This is a genomic window from Nocardia flavorosea NBRC 108225, from assembly GCF_001613385.1.
Taxonomy (GTDB): Bacteria; Actinomycetota; Actinomycetes; order Mycobacteriales; family Mycobacteriaceae; genus Nocardia; species Nocardia flavorosea.
Genome location: NZ_BDCG01000032.1, coordinates 1 through 18,754, shown reverse-complemented (window position 1 = coordinate 18,754; position 18,754 = coordinate 1). Strand labels below are relative to the sequence as shown.

18 protein-coding genes are annotated in these 18,754 nt (G+C 67.4%); 6 read left to right on the top strand and 12 right to left on the bottom strand.

Annotation, left to right across the window (positions count from 1 at the left end; translation table 11 throughout):
• Nucleotides 1-25: 25 nt before the first annotated feature.
• Nucleotides 26-595, top strand: coding sequence for an isopentenyl-diphosphate Delta-isomerase (gene idi, locus NFL01S_RS33330; RefSeq protein ID WP_245671001.1), 570 nt, complete (start codon nt 26-28; stop codon nt 593-595).
• 460 nt (nt 596-1,055) lie between these two features.
• On the opposite strand, the gene argH is transcribed toward idi, so the two are convergent.
• Both argH and NFL01S_RS33320 read right to left on the bottom strand, forming a co-directional pair.
• Nucleotides 1,056-2,465 (bottom strand): argininosuccinate lyase, encoded by a 1,410-nt coding sequence (gene argH, locus NFL01S_RS33325; RefSeq protein ID WP_371851881.1) that lies wholly within the window; start codon nt 2,463-2,465, stop codon nt 1,056-1,058.
• 73 nt (nt 2,466-2,538) lie between these two features.
• Nucleotides 2,539-3,741 carry an argininosuccinate synthase gene (locus NFL01S_RS33320; RefSeq protein WP_062980316.1) on the bottom strand — a complete coding sequence of 401 codons (1,203 nt, stop codon included), beginning with the start codon at nt 3,739-3,741 and terminating at the stop codon, nt 2,539-2,541.
• Nucleotides 3,742-4,048: 307 nt separating this feature from the next.
• Between NFL01S_RS33320 and NFL01S_RS36250 the strand changes: the two genes are divergently transcribed.
• Nucleotides 4,049-4,195, top strand: a complete 147-nt coding sequence (locus tag NFL01S_RS36250) for a hypothetical protein (protein WP_168433993.1) — start codon at nt 4,049-4,051, stop codon at nt 4,193-4,195.
• Between the two features lie 181 nt (nt 4,196-4,376).
• Here the strand turns inward: NFL01S_RS36250 and NFL01S_RS33315 are convergent, their stop codons facing one another.
• Genes NFL01S_RS33315 through argC form a run of 6 tightly spaced genes read right to left on the bottom strand, consistent with a single transcriptional unit; the run spans nt 4,377 to nt 10,212 of the window.
• The gene (locus NFL01S_RS33315; RefSeq protein ID WP_062980315.1) at nt 4,377-4,886 is read right to left on the bottom strand and encodes an arginine repressor; all 510 of its coding nucleotides are present in this window, start codon (nt 4,884-4,886) and stop codon (nt 4,377-4,379) included.
• The gene (gene argF, locus NFL01S_RS33310) at nt 4,883-5,836 is read right to left on the bottom strand and encodes an ornithine carbamoyltransferase (protein ID WP_062980314.1); all 954 of its coding nucleotides are present in this window, start codon (nt 5,834-5,836) and stop codon (nt 4,883-4,885) included. The genes NFL01S_RS33315 and argF overlap by 4 nt, the downstream gene beginning before the upstream one ends.
• Nucleotides 5,833-7,032: an acetylornithine transaminase gene (locus NFL01S_RS33305; RefSeq protein WP_062980313.1), complete on the bottom strand. Its 1,200-nt coding sequence runs from the start codon at nt 7,030-7,032 to the stop codon at nt 5,833-5,835. The genes argF and NFL01S_RS33305 overlap by 4 nt, the downstream gene beginning before the upstream one ends.
• Nucleotides 7,029-7,943: an acetylglutamate kinase gene (argB, locus tag NFL01S_RS33300; RefSeq protein WP_062980312.1), complete on the bottom strand. Its 915-nt coding sequence runs from the start codon at nt 7,941-7,943 to the stop codon at nt 7,029-7,031. The genes NFL01S_RS33305 and argB overlap by 4 nt, the downstream gene beginning before the upstream one ends.
• The gene (argJ, locus tag NFL01S_RS33295; RefSeq protein WP_062980311.1) at nt 7,940-9,145 is read right to left on the bottom strand and encodes a bifunctional glutamate N-acetyltransferase/amino-acid acetyltransferase ArgJ; all 1,206 of its coding nucleotides are present in this window, start codon (nt 9,143-9,145) and stop codon (nt 7,940-7,942) included. Before argJ ends, argB begins: the two co-directional genes overlap by 4 nt.
• A complete protein-coding gene (argC, locus tag NFL01S_RS33290; protein ID WP_062980310.1) occupies nt 9,142-10,212 on the bottom strand; it encodes an N-acetyl-gamma-glutamyl-phosphate reductase in 1,071 nt (356 codons plus the stop codon). The genes argJ and argC overlap by 4 nt, the downstream gene beginning before the upstream one ends.
• A gap of 662 nt (nt 10,213-10,874) precedes the next feature.
• On the opposite strand from argC, the gene NFL01S_RS33285 reads away from it, so the two are divergent.
• Nucleotides 10,875-11,675 carry a crotonase/enoyl-CoA hydratase family protein gene (locus NFL01S_RS33285; RefSeq protein WP_062980326.1) on the top strand — a complete coding sequence of 267 codons (801 nt, stop codon included), beginning with the start codon at nt 10,875-10,877 and terminating at the stop codon, nt 11,673-11,675.
• 140 nt (nt 11,676-11,815) lie between these two features.
• Here the strand turns inward: NFL01S_RS33285 and NFL01S_RS33280 are convergent, their stop codons facing one another.
• Together NFL01S_RS33280 and NFL01S_RS33275 are read right to left on the bottom strand one after the other, a co-directional pair.
• Nucleotides 11,816-13,252: a carboxylesterase/lipase family protein gene (locus NFL01S_RS33280; protein ID WP_062980309.1), complete on the bottom strand. Its 1,437-nt coding sequence runs from the start codon at nt 13,250-13,252 to the stop codon at nt 11,816-11,818.
• 31 nt (nt 13,253-13,283) lie between these two features.
• The gene (locus tag NFL01S_RS33275; RefSeq protein WP_062980308.1) at nt 13,284-14,189 is read right to left on the bottom strand and encodes an MBL fold metallo-hydrolase; all 906 of its coding nucleotides are present in this window, start codon (nt 14,187-14,189) and stop codon (nt 13,284-13,286) included.
• A 131-nt stretch (nt 14,190-14,320) separates the two neighbouring features.
• On the opposite strand from NFL01S_RS33275, the gene NFL01S_RS33270 reads away from it, so the two are divergent.
• Nucleotides 14,321-15,256 carry a helix-turn-helix domain-containing protein gene (locus tag NFL01S_RS33270; protein WP_062980307.1) on the top strand — a complete coding sequence of 312 codons (936 nt, stop codon included), beginning with the start codon at nt 14,321-14,323 and terminating at the stop codon, nt 15,254-15,256.
• A gap of 48 nt (nt 15,257-15,304) precedes the next feature.
• On the opposite strand, the gene NFL01S_RS33265 is transcribed toward NFL01S_RS33270, so the two are convergent.
• Both NFL01S_RS33265 and NFL01S_RS33260 read right to left on the bottom strand, forming a co-directional pair.
• Nucleotides 15,305-16,669, bottom strand: a complete 1,365-nt coding sequence (locus NFL01S_RS33265) for a hypothetical protein (RefSeq protein WP_062980306.1) — start codon at nt 16,667-16,669, stop codon at nt 15,305-15,307.
• Nucleotides 16,666-17,157 (bottom strand): M15 family metallopeptidase, encoded by a 492-nt coding sequence (locus NFL01S_RS33260; protein WP_084493462.1) that lies wholly within the window; start codon nt 17,155-17,157, stop codon nt 16,666-16,668. Before NFL01S_RS33260 ends, NFL01S_RS33265 begins: the two co-directional genes overlap by 4 nt.
• A 211-nt stretch (nt 17,158-17,368) precedes the next feature.
• Here NFL01S_RS33260 and NFL01S_RS33255 point away from each other — a divergent pair, with 211 nt between their 5' ends.
• Both NFL01S_RS33255 and NFL01S_RS33250 read left to right on the top strand, forming a co-directional pair.
• Nucleotides 17,369-18,034: a response regulator transcription factor gene (locus NFL01S_RS33255; RefSeq protein WP_062980305.1), complete on the top strand. Its 666-nt coding sequence runs from the start codon at nt 17,369-17,371 to the stop codon at nt 18,032-18,034.
• Between the two features lie 11 nt (nt 18,035-18,045).
• Nucleotides 18,046-18,754: sensor histidine kinase (locus NFL01S_RS33250; protein ID WP_157117289.1), on the top strand; the 709-nt coding region annotated here is incomplete at its 3' end.

Genomic DNA, 18,754 nt, shown 5'->3' with positions numbered 1-18,754 from the left:
CCGCCCGCGCCGATAAGGTGGCAACGTGACCGATACGACCCAGCTGCCGACCGCCCCCGCCGACCGGGAATCGCTGCCCGTGGAGCTGGTGGACGCGGCCGGTAACACCGTCGGGTCGTGCGCGGTTTCCGAGGCCCACCGGGCACCGGGCGCGCCGCATCGGGCTTTCTCGGTGCTCGTCTTCGACAGCTGCGGGCAGTTGCTGCTGCAACAGCGCGCGCTCGGCAAAACGCGGTTTCCCGCGCGCTGGTCCAATACCTGTTGCGGCCATCCGGCGCCCGGCCAGCCGGTTGCGGAGGCAGCGGGTATCCGGCTGGGCGAGGAGATGGGTTTGCGGGCGCCGCTTACCGAGGTCGGCGTCTACCGGTACCGCGCCGAAGATCCGCCCACCGGCTACGTCGAGCACGAATGGGATCACGTGTTGATCGGATTGCTCGACGACGCCGCACCGCAACCCGACCCGGCCGAGGTCGCCGCGTACCGGTGGATGAAGCCCGACGACTTGCGCCGGCAGATGCGAGATCGGCCGCACGAGTTCAGCCCGTGGTTCGCCGGGGTGCTCGAGGTCGCCACCGCCCGGCCGCTCATTCCCTGAAATCCGACGCGGTTTCTGGCGTCTTCTTTGTCGCGTTCCGTCTTTTCGCCGCCGGAATGGGCCATGTTCAGATGCGCATATCTAGGTATTGACAAGTTCAGTGGCTGATACTGCCGCTTCCACAGGCCTGCCGGGAGCCCAGGCCAGCGCTTCCAGGCACCTTTGGCCACCGTCCGACGCGAGAGCGGCGCAGGGCCGGTAGAGCGGCATGGAGCGCTTCGGATGCGTGCAACGGCCGACGACGCCGCGCTCACCGGACACCGAGACGCGCACCTCGCGTATCACCGCCGAGCGCGCCGCCGGACCGCTCCGGAATCGACGTGACCGCGGGCACGGTTGCGGCGGACGTTCACAGCGCTCGCGGGGCGGCGACACACAACTCGCCGGTGACCCGCAGCGGGCTGGGCAGTTCGACCGATGCCCTCACGGCCCCCTCCGGAACGCGGAATCTACGCGCTGGTCAGCTCAGCCAGGCGCGGATATCGCCGGCGGCCTCCCGGACTTCGGCGAGCTGTTCCCGTACCCGCTCCCCCGCCGTACCACCGCGCGCATTTCGCGAAGCCACGGACCCCTCGACGGTCAGAACCTCGCGGACCTCCGGGGTGAGGGCGGGATCGATCGCCGCGAATTCGGCGTCGGTCAGCTCGTCGAGGCCCACCCCCCGCGTCTCGGCGGCGCGGACACAGGCGCCGGCCGCTTCGTGTGCGACCCGGAACGGCACGCCGCGGCGCACGATCCACTCGGCGATATCGGTCGCGAGGGTGAACCCGGCGGGAGCGAGTTCGGCCAATCGCTCGGTGTGGAAGGTCAGCGTAGAGACCAGCCCGGCGATGGCGGGCAGCAGCAGTTCCAGCTGGGCCACCGAATCGAACAGGGGCTCCTTGTCCTCCTGCAGATCCCGGTTGTAGGCGAGGGGTTGTGCCTTCAGCGTGGCGAGCAGCCCGGTGAGGTTGCCGATCAGGCGGCCGGCTTTGCCGCGGGTGAGTTCCGAGACATCGGGGTTCTTCTTCTGCGGCATGATCGACGACCCGGTCGACCAGGCATCGGCGAGGGTGACGTAGCCGAACTCGGGAGTGCTCCAGATGATGACCTCTTCGGCCATCCGGCTGAGGTCCACACCGATCATCGCGAGCACGAATGCCGCCTCGGCGGCGAAATCACGCGACGATGTGGCGTCGATCGAGTTGGCGGCGGCGGCATCGAACTCCAGATCCGCGGCGATCGCTTCCGGGTCGAGACCGAGCGAGGAACCGGCCAGCGCACCCGACCCGTACGGGGAGACGGCGGCGCGTTTGTCGAAATCACGCAACCGATCGATATCGCGGAGCAGCGGGTGGGCGTGCGCCAGGAGATGGTGTGCGAGCAGCACGGGTTGCGCGGCCTGCAGATGGGTTTTCCCGGGCATGACCGCATCCGGGTGGGCGGCGGCCTGCTCGACCAAGGCATCCACGACCGTGACCAGTCCGGCGGCGATCCGGCGCACGGCGTCGCGCAGCCACATCCGGAAAAGGGTGGCGACCTGGTCGTTGCGGGACCGTCCGGCCCGTAACCGTCCGCCGAGTTCGGTACCGACGCGCTCGATCAGCCCGCGTTCGAGCGCTCCGTGGACATCCTCGTCCGATTCGGCGGCCACGAAGGCACCCGATTCGACATCGGCGGCCAGCCGATCGAGGCCGGTGAGCATCGCGGTGAGATCGGTTTCCGACAGCAGACCGGCCTTGTTCAGCACCCGGGCATGCGCCTTGGACGCCCGGATGTCGTAGGGCGCGAGCGCCCAGTCGAACTGGGTCGATTTGCTCAGCGCGGCCATCGCCTCGGCGGGACCGGATGCGAACCGTCCGCCCCACAACGCGCCCTCGTTGGTGCCCACTGTCTCTCCCACGTGTCGATATGCCGGCCGGGTTGCCGCCCGGCCACCGTGCGCGGCCGGGCGTGCGGGCCTTCTACTTCTGGTTCAGATCGCGCTTGGCCGCGACCTTCGAAGACAGGCCGTGGAGCTGTACGAAACCCTTGGCCAGCGACTGGTCGAAGGTATCGCCCTCGTCGTAGGTCGCGAGGTTGAAGTCGTAGAGCGACTGTTCGCTACGGCGGCCGTTGACGGTCACGTTGCCGCCGTGCAGGACCATGCGGATATCGCCGCTGACATGCTGCTGGGTTTCGGCGACGAACGCGTCGAGGGCGCGCTTGAGCGGGGAGAACCACAGACCGTCGTAGGCCAGCTCGCCCCAGCGCTGCTCGACCTGCCGCTTGTACCGGCCCAATTCCCGCTCGAGGGTGACGCTTTCGAGGGCGCGGTGCGCGGTGATCAGCGCGATCGCACCCGGCGCCTCGTAGATCTCGCGGCTCTTGATGCCGACGAGCCGGTCCTCCACCATGTCCAGCCGGCCGACACCCTGGCGGCCCGCCCGGCGGTTCAGTTCCACGATCGCTTCGAGAACGCTGACCTGGCGGCCGTCGATGGCCACCGGGACACCGCGGTCGAAGGTGACGATCAGTTCGTCCGGCGCTTCGAAATTGACGGTGGGGTCGGTGGTGTAGTCGTAGACGTCCTTGGTGGGGGCGTTCCACAGATCCTCGAGGAACCCGGTTTCGACGGCCCGGCCCCAGACGTTCTGGTCGATGGAGAACGGCGACTTCTTGGTGACGTTGATCGGGAGTTTGTTCTCCTCGGCGAAGGCGATGGCCTTCTCCCGGGTCCAGGCGTAGTCGCGGACCGGGGCGATCACGTTCAGGTCGGGAGCCAGCGCGCCGATACCGACCTCGAACCGGACCTGGTCGTTGCCCTTACCGGTGCAGCCGTGTGCGACGGTGGAGGCGCCGTGGAATTTCGCGGCCTCGACCAGATGCTTGACGATGAGCGGCCGGCTGATCGCCGAGACCAGCGGGTATTCGTCCTGGTAGAGGGCGTTGGCCTGGATGGTGGGCAGGCAGTACTCGTCGGCGAACTCGTCGCGGGCATCGACCACCACGGCTTCGACGGCGCCGCAGTCCAGGGCGCGCCGGCGCACCACGTTCATATCCTCGCCGCCCTGACCCAGGTCGATGGCTACGGCCACGACCTCGGCGCCGGTCTCCTTGCCGATCCAGCTGATGGCCACGGAGGTGTCCAGCCCACCGGAGTAGGCGAGTACGACGCGATCGGACATGTTCTGGTGCTCCCTAGGATGTGTGCGTTGGTCTGCTGTGCGTTCTCGGGTGTGCGGTTTCCGCGGGTTCCGGTGACCGCTGTCCAGCAGTATGCTGCCCCGTTGCCGGTCCGGCTCACGCCGCCATTGCAAATGATTATGCACGATGGTGCAATCTCATTCATAACCGGGGGTCGCACCGGCCGTTACCTGCGGCAACCACACCCCCGCCCCGCCTCCCAACTCGATAACGCCCCTTGGTCACCCACCGCAGAGGTGAGACGCTGGTCACACCCCGTCAGTGCAACCGCAAAGGGAGGTGAAGGCCGTGCAGACACTGCAACAGTGGGCGCAGGACAACTACGAGACCATCGGCTTCGTCGTCGTCACGCTGGGAAACGCCGCCCTGGCGCTCGGCGTGATGGGTATCGAACTCGCCACGCCGTTCCTGCAAGAACTGGTGAACAACCACTGATCCCGGTCAGCGCGCGATAGGCCACCCCGATCTACGGAACGACCCGCTCCAGGGCCGGCGTGTTGCGGCAGACGTGGCCCGACCGGCACCACCATGCCACGGTAGCCGCCGCAAACAGTGCTGACGCTCCTGCCTGAGCAGCGCCTGGACCGACCGGCGGGACGGCCCCGGTCGAGTCCGTTCAAGCGAGGTTTTCGATTTTCGCGGCGAGTTCCGCGCCGGTCAACGGTTCACGGGCGATTACCGCGATGGTGTCGTCACCGGCGATGGTGCCGACGATGTAGGGCAGGGCCGACCGGTCCAGGGCGCTCGCCAGGAAATGGGCCGCACCGGGCGGGGTGCGCAGGACCGCGATATTGCCGCTGGAATCGGTGGAGACCAGCAGATCGCCCAGGAGCTTCGCCAACCGGCCGGTACCGCCGGTGACCCCGCGGACCGGGCTGCCGTCCTCCGGGACCACGTAGACACCCGCGCCGCCGTCGGCCGCGCGGAGTTTGACCGCGCCCAGTTCGTCGAGATCCCGGGAGAGCGTGGCCTGGGTGGTTTCTATGCCCTCGGCGGCGAGCAGGTTGGCCAGTTCGGTCTGACTGCGGACCGGGTGCGCGGCCAGCAACGCGATGATCCGCGATTGCCGGCCCGCCCGGGTGGCGGCCGTGACGGGGCCGGTGGAATGCGTACGAGCCTCACTCATCGTCGCTGTGCGCCCTCGTGTTCCAGTAGCCAGACGAGCAGCGCCTTCTGTGCATGCAGGCGGTTCTCCGCCTCATCCCACACCGCGCTCTGGCCGCCGTCGAGAACCTCGCCGGTGATCTCTTCCCCGCGATGTGCGGGCAGGCAGTGCAGGACGATGGCGTCGGTGGCGGCATAGGCGAGCAGCCCGGCGTTGATCTGGTAGGGGCGGAACGGCGCGACACGGTCCAGGCCGTCGCCTTCCTGCCCCATCGAGGTCCAGGTGTCGGTAACAAGAACGTCCGCCTCGTCCGCCGCGGTATACGGGTCGTCGGTGACGGTCACGCTGCCACCGGTATCCGCGGCCCGGCCACGTGCCGCAGCAAGCACCTCGCCTGCCGGCTGGAACCCCGCGGGCGCGGCGATCCGCACATGCATCCCGGCCGTCACCCCGCCGAGCAGCAGCGAATGCGCCATATTGTTGGCTCCGTCGCCGAGGTAGGTCAGCACCTGGCCTTTCGGGTCGCCTTTGCGCTCGGTGATCGTCTGCAGATCCGCCAGGACCTGGCACGGGTGGAAATCGTCGGACAGCGCGTTGACCACCGGAACCGTCGCCGTCCCGGCCATTTCCTCGAGCCGCCGCTGACCGAAGGTGCGCCAGACGATGGCATCGACATAGCGGGAGAGCACCCGGCCGGTATCGGCGAGGGTTTCGTCGCGGCCGAGCTGGGTGGTCTGCCCGTCGACCACCACCGCATGTCCGCCGAGTTGCGCGATCCCGAGTTCGAAAGAGAAGCGGGTGCGGGTGGAGTTCTTGTCGAAGATCACCCCGACCCCGCGTGGGCCCTCCAGCGGGCGGCGGGCGAACGGATTCTTCTTCAGTTCGGCCGCCAGGGCCAGGACCTCGGCCTGTTCGGCGGGAGTCAGGTCGTCGTCACGCAGGAAGTGCCGGACGGCGCTCGAAGCAGTCACCCCTGGGCTCCTTTCGTCGCGGCCAGTACCTCATCGAGGATCACCGGCAGATCCAGCACCAGATTGTCGGCCTGGGTTTCGGTGAGCACCAGCGGCGGCGCCAACCGGATGACATCGGGTTTGGCGGGGTTCACCAGATACCCGGCGGCACGCGCGCGGGCCTCGACCTGCGGTGCGACCGGGCGGGTGAGTCCGATACCGATGAGCAGGCCGGCGCCGCGCACATCGGCGATCAGCGGATGTTCGAGGACTGCGATACCGTCGCTGAGCCGTTTACCGACCGATTCGACATGGTCGAGCAGGCCGTCCTCGGCGATGGTGCGCAGGACCGCCAGCGCCGCTGCGGCACTGACCGGGTTACCGCCGAAGGTGGTGCCGTGCATTCCGGGAGTGAACAGGTCGGCGGCGTGCCCGGTCGCCAGGACCGCGCCGATCGGCAGCCCGGCGCCCAGCCCCTTGGCCAGGGTCATCACATCGGGGGTGATTCCGAATGCCTGGTGCGCGTACATCTTGCCGGTCCGGCCGATACCGGTCTGCACTTCGTCCAGGATCAGCAGGGCGCCGTGCCGGGCAGTGATCTCCCGGGCCCGTACCAGGTAGTCCAGCGGCGGGACGACCACACCGCTCTCCCCCAGCATCGGTTCCAGGAACACCGCGGCAGTATCGGAATCCACCGCGCGTTCCAGGATCGCCGCATCGCCGTAGGGCACATGCACCACACCGGGCGGCATCGGTTCGAACGGTGCGCGTTTCGACGGCTGGCCGGTGAGGGCGAGCGCACCCATGGTGCGGCCGTGGAAGGCCTCGTCGCAGGCGATGATCTTGCGGCGGCCGGTGAGCCGGGCCAGTTTGAACGCGGCCTCGTTGGCTTCGGTCCCGGAGTTGCAGAAGAAGGCGCGCCCGTCTCCGTCGCCGAAATGCGCCAGCAGTGTTTCGGCGAGTTCGATCACCGGTTCGCTGCCGTACAGGTTCGAGACATGGCCGAGCGTCCCGAGCTGTTCCATCACCGCGCTCAGAATTGCCTGATGCGCGTGCCCGAGGCTGTTGACCGCGATCCCGCCGACGAAATCGACGTAGCGGTTGCCGTCCGCGTCGTACACCACCGCACCGTTACCCCGGGTCAGCACGACCTCGGGGGTGGGGTAGTTACGCATCATCACATTCGACCACCGTTGCCGCAGTTGCGCAGTGTTCATGCTCTGACTCCGTTTTCCTCGTCCGCCGCCGGTGTGACCATGGTGCCTATACCTTCCCCGGTGAACAGTTCCAGCAGTACCGAATGGGGTATGCGACCGTCGATGACATGCGCGCCCGGGACGCCGCCGCGCACCGCGCGCAGGCACGCCTCCATTTTGGGGACCATCCCCGAATCCAGCGAAGGCAGCAGATCGGCGAGCGCGTCGGTGTCGATCACGCTGGTCAGCGAGGAACGGTCGGGCCAGTCGGTGTAGAGGCCTTCGACATCGGTGAGGACGACCAGTTTCTCCGCGCCTATCCCCTCGGCCAGCGCGGCCGCGGCGGTATCGGCGTTGATGTTGTGTACCACGCCGTCGGCGTCGGGTGCGATGGTCGAGACCACCGGGATCCGGCCGGCGCCGATGAGATCCAGGACGGCGCCCGGATGGACATCGGTGACATCGCCGACCAGGCCGATATCGGTGGCCGCACCGTCGATATCGACGGTGCGGCGGGTCGCGGTGAACAACCGGGCGTCTTCACCGGAGATTCCGACGGCATACGGTCCGTGCGCGTTGATCAGTCCGACCAGTTCCCGCCCGACCTGACCGAACAGCACCATCCGCACCACCTCCATCACCTCGGGCGTGGTGACGCGGAAACCGCCGCGGAACTCCCCGGCCATCCCCAGCTTTTTCAGCATGGCCGAGATCTGCGGGCCGCCGCCGTGCACGACCACGGGGTGTACGCCGACGGTGCGCAGGAAGGCCATATCGGCGGCGAACGCGCGTTTGAGGTCGTCGTCGATCATGGCGTTACCGCCGTATTTGACCACGACGATCTTGTCGCGGAACTTCTGCAGCCAGGGCAGGGCGCCGGCGAGGATATGTGCTTTGTCCAGCGCGGACAGCTGGTGGATCGCTTCGGTCATGAGCTGTAGGCCGAGTTCTCTTCGACGTAGGCGTAGGACAGGTCGGTGGTGCGGACGGTCGCGGATTCGTCACCGAGCCGCAGATCGACCACCACGTGGATATCGGCGCCGGACAGGTCGACGTCGCGGGCGCCGGGCGCACCGGTGCCGTCGATACAGACGGGGAAGCCGTTGAACGACACCGAGATCGCGTCCGGGTTCAGCTCGAAGGGTGCGGTACCGACCGCGGCCAGCACCCGGCCCCAGTTCGGATCGGAACCGAACAGCGCGGTTTTGACCAGGCTGTCGCGGGCGACGATGCGAGCGGCGGTGAGCGCGTCACCCTCGCTGCGCGCCCCCTGCACGGTGATCAGGACGCGTTTGGTGATGCCCTCCGCATCCGCCATCAACTGACCGGCGAGATCGTCGCAGACCGCCAGGACCGCCGCATCCAGTTCCTCTTGGCTCGGCGCGACCTCGCTGGCGCCGTTGGCCAGCAGCAGCACGGTGTCGTTGGTGGACATCGAACCGTCCACGTCCAGCCGGTCGAAGGTGCGCCGGGTGGCTTTGCGCAGGGCGCTGTCGAGTTGTTCCGGGGTGGCGACGGCGTCGGTGGTGAGGACGACCAGCATGGTCGCCAGCGACGGTGCGAGCATGCCCGCGCCCTTGGCCATCCCGCCCACGTTCCATTTGGCCGGATGGTGCAGGGAGGCTTCCTTCGGCACGGTGTCGGTGGTCATGATGGCGTGCGCGGCATCGGTGCCGCCCGACATACCGCCGCCCATCTCGTGCACGATCTCGGTGACGGCGGGGATCAGCTTGTCCATCGGCAACCGGTCGCCGATCAGGCCGGTGGAGCACACCGCGATTTCACCGGCACCGGTTTCGGTGCCCCAGTTGCTCAGTGCGGCGGCGAGCTCCTCGGCGGTGCGATGGGTGTCCTGGAAGCCCAGCGGGCCGGTGCAGGCATTGGCGCCGCCGGAGTTCAGGATCACCGCGCGCAGCCGCCCGGATTTCAGCACCTGCTGCGACCACTGCACGGGGGCGGCCTTCACCTGATTGCTGGTGAACACACCCGCGGCGGCGTAGTCGGGACCCTCGTTGAAGACGAGTGCGAGGTCGGGTTTACCGCTGGCCTTCAGTCCGGCGGCGATCCCGGCCGCCCGGAAACCCAGCGGCGCGGTGACACCCTGGTTGTGGACGAGGTTGGCGTCGGTGGTCACGGAGCCACTCCTACGGTGGGCAGCCCGGCCGTCTCGTCGAGGCCGAGCGCGAGGTTCATGGACTGCACCGCGGCGCCTGCGGTGCCCTTGGTCAGATTGTCGACGGCGCCGATCACCACCAACCGACCGGCGTCGGGGTCCACGGTCACCTGCAGGGTGACCGTATTCGCGCCGAGCACCGCACCGGTCTGCGGAAGGACGCCTTCGGGCAGCAGGTGCACGAACGGCTCGTCGGCATAGGCCTTTTCGTAGACGGCGCGGGCCTGCGCGGCGTCGACACGCACCGGGGCGGTGCAGGTGGCCAGAATGCCGCGCGGCATGGGCGCGAGGACCGGGGTGAAGGACACCCGCACCGGGTTACCCGCCGCGGCCGTCAGATTCTGCGCGATCTCCGGGGTGTGGCGGTGCGCGCCGGCGATCCCGTAGGCGCGAGCCGAGCCCATGACCTCCGAGCCCAGCAGGCCGACGTCGAGTTTGCGGCCGGCCCCCGAGGTACCGGTGACGGCCACGATGTTCACGTCCGGATCGACGATGCCCGCCGCGACCGCGGGCGCCAGCGCGAGGCTGGCGACGGTCGGATAGCACCCCGGGACGGCGATGCGGGTGGCGCCGCGCAAGAGCTCCCGTGCGCCCGGTAGTTCCGGAAGACCGTAGGGCCAGCTGCCTGCATGGGGGCCGCCGTAGTAGCGGTCCCAGGCGGCGGGATCGGTGAGCCGGAAATCGGCACCGCAGTCGATGATCACCGTCGAATCGGGCAGTTCGGTGGCCAGCGCGGCCGACTGACCGTGCGGCAGGCCGAGGAAGACGACATCGTGCCCGGCCAGATCGGCCGCCGTGGTCGGCGCGAGGATCCGGTCTGCCAGCGGCAGCAGATGCGGCTGGAGCATGCCCAGCGCGGTTCCGGCGTTACTGCCCGCGGTCAGCGCCCCGATCTCGAGGCGCCCGGCTCGGTACTCCGGATGCCCCAGCAACAGACGCAGCACTTCTCCGCCCGCATAACCACTGGCACCGGCGACGGCCACCCGCAGGGGCGCGGTCCGGTCGGGCATATCCGTGTGATCAGCCATGTGATGATTATGCACGATCGTGCAAGCTCATTCATCGATGGGTTCGTCCACACGCTCCCACATCCACAACAAAACCTGATGTACCGACCGTCGCATCCATTCCATCACCGACCGGTGGGCTCATATCGGAAGGCATCCGCCATACCCGGGTCACACTCAACCTCGCAGTGTTCCGGTAGGCGTATCCGTCACCGTTCATTCACCCTATATGTCACCGATCCGATTGTTTCGCCGCGTGAGACCGACAGGACGGTGTCGAAATTCGCGCTCGGAATCAGTTGACGGGGGCAGTCCGGCCGATGCGCTAACATTAGAACATGTGTTCGAATGGCGCGTTCCGCTCCCAGGTCCGCGCCTTGGAACTTGCCGTCGATGCACTACTCGATATCGACCTCGGGTACGTGGCCGATACCGAACTCGCCGACGCCCTGACCCGGATCGCTGCACGCGCCCGCAATCTGACCGGGCTCACGGTCAGGATCAACCACCGGTATGAGAACCGGCGGGGCATGGATGCACCTCCGCCGACCGGCAACGAACTGCCGTTTCCCGCCGGCACCACGGCCACCACCCGACCGGCGGCCGCCGCGGCGGGACAGCGCCGGGACCGATCGGGCATTGTTGCCGGAGACAACCGCAGCATCGTGGCCCGAGGAGCAACCGTGACCGCACCCCTGCGCGTGGAGCGCACCGGCGATATCGTCGTCTGGACCATCGACAACCCCGAACAGCGCAATCCGATCTCCGACGAGGCCACCATCGAAGCCCTGGAGACCGCCGTGGGCGAGGCCAACCGGGATCATTCCCTGCGCGTCGCGATCCTCACCGGCGCAGGCACGGCGTTCAGCGCGGGCGGCAATGTCAAACACATGCGCACCAAGGCCGGAATGTTCGGCGGCACCCCCGCCGAACTGCGCCAGGGCTACCGGCACGGGATCCAGCGCATCCCGAAAGCGCTGTACCACTGCGAAATCCCCACCATCGCCGCGGTGAACGGACCCGCCATCGGCGCCGGCTGCGATCTGGCCCTGATGTGCGATATGCGGATCGCCGCCACCACCGCGACCTTCGCCGAAAGCTTCGTCCGTCTCGGCCTCATCCCCGGCGACGGCGGCGCCTGGCTACTGCCCCGTGCCGTCGGCATGGCCCGCGCCAGCCAGCTGGCGTTCACCGGCGCGGCGATCGATGCGGCGACGGCCCTGGACTGGGGCATGGTCAACGAGGTCGTCGAACCCGATCGACTGCTCGAGACCGCCCACCGGCTGGCCGCCGATATCGCGGTGAATCCGCCGCACGCTCTGCGCATGACCAAACGCCTGCTGCGCGAGGGACAGCACCAGAGCCTGGAAACCCTGCTCGAACTATCCGCCGCCATGCAAGCGATCACCCACCACACCGCGGACCACGACGAGGCCGTATCGGCAATGCTGGAGCGGCGCACGCCCGGGTTCACCGGGAACTGACGTCACGTGCCACGCACCGCCCGCAGCTCACTGACGATCGAGTCGGCGGCCGCTCCGGCTCGGAGACCTTCCTACAGCGCCGCCCGAACGACCGGCAGCGCAGGATCCCGCTCCGAGACCCACGACATCGACAGCACGGCTCATCCGAAGTGCTGCACGGTGCCGGAGGTGTTGTCGTAGGCAGCCCATCCCGGAGAGCCGTTGCGCATCATCGCGAGCCAGGCTCCATGCATGTGCCGGGCGAGGCCGCGCGGCGCCGGATCGGGCCCGAGCAGGCCCGCCGGCCCGTGTAGCCATCCGGCATCGGCGATGTCGAATACGAAGGGGAGCTCCACGGTGTGGGCCGAACCGAGCCGGCCGCGCAGTGCCGTCGAGCGGAAACCGAAACTGTAGACGTAGGTGCCGCGGTGCGAAATCAGCGAGTGGGCCTGCGCCATGCGGGCGGAGCCGGCGCCGAAGAGTGCGTCACCGATCAAGGCCGAGCGTAGTTCGCCGAAGGTGGCCTGCGGACGCTGGGCCATCAGCGATTCCACGGCGTCCTCGGGATGCCGGTGCGCCTGCCCGGCGACGGCCAGCACATCCGCCTGCTGCGAATTCTCGAAATTGCCCTGGGGCACGAGGTACAGGTTGCCTTCCTCGGTGTTGGTACCTATCAAAAGGTCGATATCGGCCGCTGGTCCGTTCGCGAGCGTATCGGCGGGTTGTTCGTCCAGGACGAGACCGAACGGGCTGAGACCGACCAATGGATCAATGGCAGAGGCGGTGCGCAGATCGAGCCCGGTGAGCTTCGGCAGCACAGCGACGAACTGTTCGTCGGGAATATCGGCGAACCCATCCGCAGTGGTGTCGACGCCCAGCTCTGCTGCGGCGGCGCGGGTGACCCGCTCTGCTTGCTCGGGCGTGAAAGCTCCTGTGCCGCTGCCGCTCTGCATGATGGCGTGGTGGAACAACCCGGTGGCCTCCGGTGTCGCGAGCAACGCCCCTACCAACGTGGCGCCGGCGGACTGGCCGACTACCGTCACGTTGGCGGGATCGCCACCGAATGCACTGATCGCGTCCTGAACCCACCTGAGGGCGGCCAGCACGTCGAGCAATCCGCGATTGCGCGGTGCCCCGTGGACGTCGAGAAAGCCGGAGATACCCAAGCGGTAGTTGACGGTGACGAAGACGATTCCCTCGCGGGCGAACGTGTGACCGTCGTAGAGCGCGGCCTGCGAGGAACCGGTGACGAACCCGCCGCCGTGGACGAAAACCAGCACCGGTCTACCGGCGCTGTCCGAGTCCGGTGTACGCACGTCGACTGTCAGATAATCTGCGCCGCGCACCCAGCCGGGTCCGAAGTAGGGGCGCATATCGAGTGAGCCGAAGTCGCGGACCGGCTGTGGTGCCGTCGCCCCGTGGCTCGTTGCGTCGCGCACCCCCGCCCACCCCGGGTGCGGCGCCGGCGGGGCGAAGCGGGCGCTACCCGCCGGGCCGGCGGCGTAGGGGATGGCGCGATAGACCTCACCGTGGATATCGCGTACTCCCTGCACAGCACCGGAAGGCGTTCGGACGACAGGATCGGCGTGCTGAGACAAGAGTTTTCTCCTGACGAGAGTGGACAGCAGATCAGTTGATACGGGAGAAACCGGCCCAGTCCTTGATCGCGAACGTCGAGCCGTTGCGAACCACTTCGGCAGCGCCGTGGCCACCGAGGTGGGCGGGAAACAGCAGCGCATTGTCATCGCTGGCGCGGCCGAGCAGTTTGTGCCTGGTGGCGCGTGCTTCTGCGGGATCCTCGCAGAAGCAGGTGTTGGTGTGTGGTGCCACGATTTGCAGCGGCGTGTGGATGAGATCGCCGACGAACAGGGCACGGTCACTGCCGGAGGCCAAGGTCAATGCCGAGGATCCGGGGGTGTGTCCCGGCGTGAGGTCCAAGCGCAGGTTCGCGTCGATCTGGTAGGTCCCGTCCCACAAGTGGGTCAACCCGGCCTCGTGGACGGGGGCCACACTGTCTTCGAACACATTCTGGTTGCCACGGCCGAGAACGGATTCGTGACCGTTGGCCGGGTTCCAGAAATCGAAATCGCGTCGCGGCATCAGGTAGGTGGCGTTCGGGAAGGTCGGCACCCAGGTCCGGCCCTCGAGGCGGGTGTTCCAGCCGACATGGTCGATGTGCAGGTGGGTGTTGATCACCAGGTCGACGTCTTCGGGCCGGACCCCGGCGCGGGCCAGATTGTCCAGGAATCCGGTATCGCGCCTGCTCCATACCGTGGCGTACGGCCGCTCTTTGTGGTTGCCGACACCCGTGTCGACCAGGATGGTGCGCCCTTCGCTGCGCAGCACCCAGGTCTGGATCGCCGAGAGGCACATATCGGTCTCGGGATCCCAGAAATCGGGTGCCAGCCAGTTCCTGTTGCTCTCCCAGTCGTGTTCGGTGCTGTCGGGGAAGAAGTCGCCGGGGCTCAGCTCCACCGAGCCGTAGTACTCCTCGACCCGGGTGACGGTGACGTCGCCGAGTTCGATCTGTTCCATGTATTTCCCCTTGATCGTCGGTGGGTGGCTCGATCAAGGGTGGCGACGGAAAGGGGCCGGTAACCACACCTCCTTTGTCCTACCCCTGCGAGGGGGTGGCTGCGCTCCGGCAGCGCACGCACACTGGAGTGATGGACGGACCCGGACCCCTCGGTGAATATCTGCAAGCGCGACGTGCGCGCATCCGTCCCCAGGACGTCGGCCTGCGGGATTTCGGTGCGCGCCGGCGGGTGCAGGGGTTGCGCCGTGACGAAGTGGCGCAGCTGGCAGGCGTCAGCGTGTCCTACTACACGCGGCTCGAGCAGGGGATCTCGCGCGGCGCGTCACCGGAGGTACTCGAAGCGATTGCCGGCGCACTCCAGCTCGACGCGCACGAACGTGAGCATGTGGAACGGCTGGCCGGCGCAGCCCGGCGAGCGCCGCGGGCCCGGCGGCCGCGACCGGAGAAAGTCAGCGACGAGACGCGGGACCTGATGCGCGCCCTCGACGGCGTTCCGGCACTGGTCCTGGGCCGGCGCACCGACGTCCTCGCCTGGAATCACCTGGGGCACGCGCTGCTTGCCGGGCATGTGGATCCGGCCGCCGTAGACGATGTGGCGAATCGGCCGAACATGAGCCGAATGATTTTCCTGGACGGGCACAGCCGCGAGCTCTATCGGGATTGGTGGCGCAAGGCGCGGGCGGTGGTGGGCAATCTGCGGATCGCCGTGGGGCGGCACCCCGACGATCGCGACCTGGCCGCGCTCATCGGTGAGCTCACGATGAAGAGCCCTGAGTTCGTCTCCATGTGGGCCGACCACCGGATCGCCCCGTGCGACGCGGCGTCCTACGATCTGCACCATCCGACGGTCGGTGCCCTCACTGTTACGCAACAGACGCTGGCGATAGCACGTTCGCCGGAACAGAGTCTCATCGTGGTCACCACCGTCGAGGGGTCCCCCTCGGAGCAGGCTCTGACACTGCTCCGAAGCCTGGGCAAACCCGTACGCGGGGTACACCAGAAGGCGCGCGTTCGAGATTCATTCGACGATACCGCCCGGCACCACGGCGGAGACCGGCACGGATGAGACCCTCGACGGAACCGCGAGATCGGACACAACGAGCCCGGCGTACGGTCAGAAATTCGGGCGGTTCTGCACCCAGCGGAACGGTGCGCTTCGCTGCGGGAAGCTGTCCGGATCGATCCGGTCGAGCGTGAGGATGACCTGGTGGCCGTCCAGTTCGCCGGTCAGTACGGCCTTGTCCGGGGCGGATTGCTGGAAGCTGAGCGTACCGATGGGGTTGCGAATGTGCTCCGATCTCGTCATCGGTCTGTATTTCGGTGTTCCCTCGATCAGTCGGATCCGATGGGAGGCGGCGTCCACGTCAGCGGGAACGGTCACCAGGGTGTCGTCCATACGCTCGACGGTGATGGCATCGGGATAGTCGAACACCACTTTCTTCCAGCGGGTTTCGTCGGTGGTCAGGGGCGGCACCGGTTGTCCGTCGCGGGTGTACTGCGATACCGACCAGATGCCGTACAGGGCAGGCTTGGGGCGGTCGGGCCCGCCGGAACGCCAGGCATGCCAGCCGCCGGCTACAGCCGCCACCGCAATCCAGATGCCCAGCGCGACCTGCAGCACCGCCGCGATACGGCGAGATCTCCTGGTGTAGAACGGATACGGTGCGGTGGACCTGCCGGTAGCGCGGTTGAGTAGCAGCACTCGCAGCAGCCGCCGCGCCTCGGGCGCCAGCAGCAGCAACGACATGAGCAGCAGATGGGTCGATGAGATCTTTTCCGGCACATCGAAGGTCATGTTCAGGACGACAATCTGCAGGGTGTCGATCAGTGCCAGCAATGCACCGAGCAGCGCGGTCCGTGGTATCAGCAGCAGGATCGCCGCGGTGATTTCTGCCGCGCCCAACAGCATTTCGTACGGTCTGGACACACCTACCTGCGACCACAGCACCGCCATCGGCGTGAAGTCCCCGTACTTCGTCAGCAGTGTGGTCAGCGATGGTTCGGGCATCTGCGTCGGAATTGCCTTGGCGAAGCCGAAACTCAGCAACTGCCCGGCCAGCAGTATCCGGATGGCGAGGAGATACCAGCCCGCGAGTGTGCGATAGTGCGCACGGTGCCGGTCCAGTACCGACCACACCACCGTGCCGGCCACCGCCACGACCAGGATGCAGAACAACAGCACCCAGAAGATCGCCTGATCGCCGACTCCGGTCGAATGCAGCTGTACATCGGTACCGAACAACTCCCGGCCCACCCAGTTCAGGATGGGCTGCAGTTTCCGGATATGCCAGAATTGCGCGTCGTAGCCCAGCTGCCGGCCGAGCGGGCCGGTCAGCTCGAACACAACCGGCGGAGTCAGTAAGCAGAACAAGCCGAAGTACAGAAAACAGAACCGGAACGCGAGACGGGTCAGTGGATTCCACTGCGTCGGTCGAGCCGGCTCCGGTCGATCGGTAGTGATGGTTCCGACTGTCGTCACTGCCGCATCCTCTGATCGTGTGCGGGGTCGGGATACATGGCCGGGCAGCCGTGCTCGATCGCCTCGGGGCGCAGTTCGTAGTGCCAGGGCTCGTTGCGATAGATCTGGCACAGGCCGTAGGCGGCGCCGTGTGCGGACAGCCACGCTGCGGCATCGGGACCGAGGTCGACCGCGTTGCCGGACACGTGCGCCGAAGTGTCCGCAGTGGCGACCCACCGGGCGGCTGCCTCCGGCGAGCCATATTTCGCGACCGCCGCGCGACGCAGCCGGTTCTGATGCTCCCGGGAACGCCAGCCACTGTTGACACGGAACTGGATGGCGTCGTTACCTGCCTCGGTCGCCGCGGCGCGCAGCGCCCCCATCAGATCGGGTGCGAGGTTGGCTACCCCGGGATACTCGTCGGCGAATACTGTGACGCCGTTCGGGAGGCCGCCATCGTCCAGATGTGCCCGGCCGCCGTGGTCGCCACGCAGGACGGCGCCGGCCAAGCGAACGGGTGACGGACGGTGCCGACTGACAAACCAGCACGCCGGTGATCGCGGTAGCGGCGACGAGCAGTCCGGTCGCCGCCAGCCCGCGGGTCGATGGTGGTAATCCGTTTCTTCGTCTCATGCCGCCAGTCAAGGCACTGCGGTGTTGCCGGCCCGTATGCGATTTTCGATATACCGACGAAATGTTCCGGCTCGTAGCATCGGGGCCATGCGTGTTCTGGTCGTAGAGGACGAGCCCTACCTGGCAGAGGCCATTCGCGATGGGTTGCGACTGGAGGCGATCGCGGCCGATACGGCCGGTGACGGCGACACGGCCATGGAGTTGCTGAGCATCAACACCTACGACATCGCGGTCCTCGACCGTGATATTCCCGGGCCCTCGGGTGACGAGGTCGCCGAATATATCGTCGCATCCGGTACCGGCATGCCGATCCTGATGCTCACCGCCGCCGACCGGCTCGATGACAAGGCCTCCGGCTTCGAGCTCGGCGCCGACGACTATCTCACCAAGCCGTTCGCACTCCGTGAACTCGTGCTCAGGCTCCGGGCGCTCGACCGTAGGCGTGGTCACAACCGGCCACCGGTGCGGGAGGTCGCGGGCCTGCGGGTGGATCCGTTCCGGCGCGAGGTCTACCGCGACGGCCGCTATGTGGCGCTCACCCGTAAGCAGTTCGCCGTGCTCGAAGTTCTCGTCGCCGCCGAAGGCGGTGTCATCAGCGCCGAGGAGCTGCTGCAGCGGGCGTGGGACGAGAACGCCGACCCCTTCACCAACGCCGTGCGCATCACCGTCTCGGCACTGCGCAAACGGCTCGGCGAACCGTGGCTCATCACCACCGTGACCGGCGTCGGCTACCGCATCGACACCGGAACGTGAGGGTAGCGATCGTGGACAGGGCTCCGGGTTTGAGCGTTCGCGTCAAACTGACTCTCAGCTACGTCGGATTTCTCATGCTCGCGGGCACCTTGCTGCTGACCGCCGTATGGGCGTTCCTCCTGCGAGGAAGGTCGAACGCCCTGTTCGTTCCCGATCTGTCCGACTTCCGGCGCGTCTTCGACCCACACAACTTCGGCGCAGCCGTCTTCGTCCCGGCGGCAGTCCTGGTGTTGGGGTTCCTGCTGGCGTTCGGTCTCGTGGGTGGTTGGATTCTCGCCGGCCGGATGCTCGCCCCACTGACTCGAATCACCGAGGCCACCCGGACAGCCGCGAGCGGATCGCTTTCCCAGCGGATCCGGCTGCCGGGCCGCAGCGACGAGTTCCGTGAACTCGCCGACAGCTTCGACAGCATGCTCGCCCAGCTGGAAGCACATGTAGCAGAACAGAAGAGATTCGCGGCCAACGCCTCCCACGAACTGCGCACTCCGCTGGCGATCACGCAGGCACTGCTCGACGTGGCCCGCAACGATCCGGACAGCCGCACCGGCGAACTCGTCGAACGACTTCGCACCGTCAACACCCGGGCGATCGACCTCACCGAGGCATTACTCCTGCTCAGCCGCGCCGACCAGCAATCCTTCGCCCGAGCACACGTCGACCTGTCCCTCATGGCGGAAGAAGCCGGCGAAACACTTCTACCGCTCGCGGAAAAACGCGGTA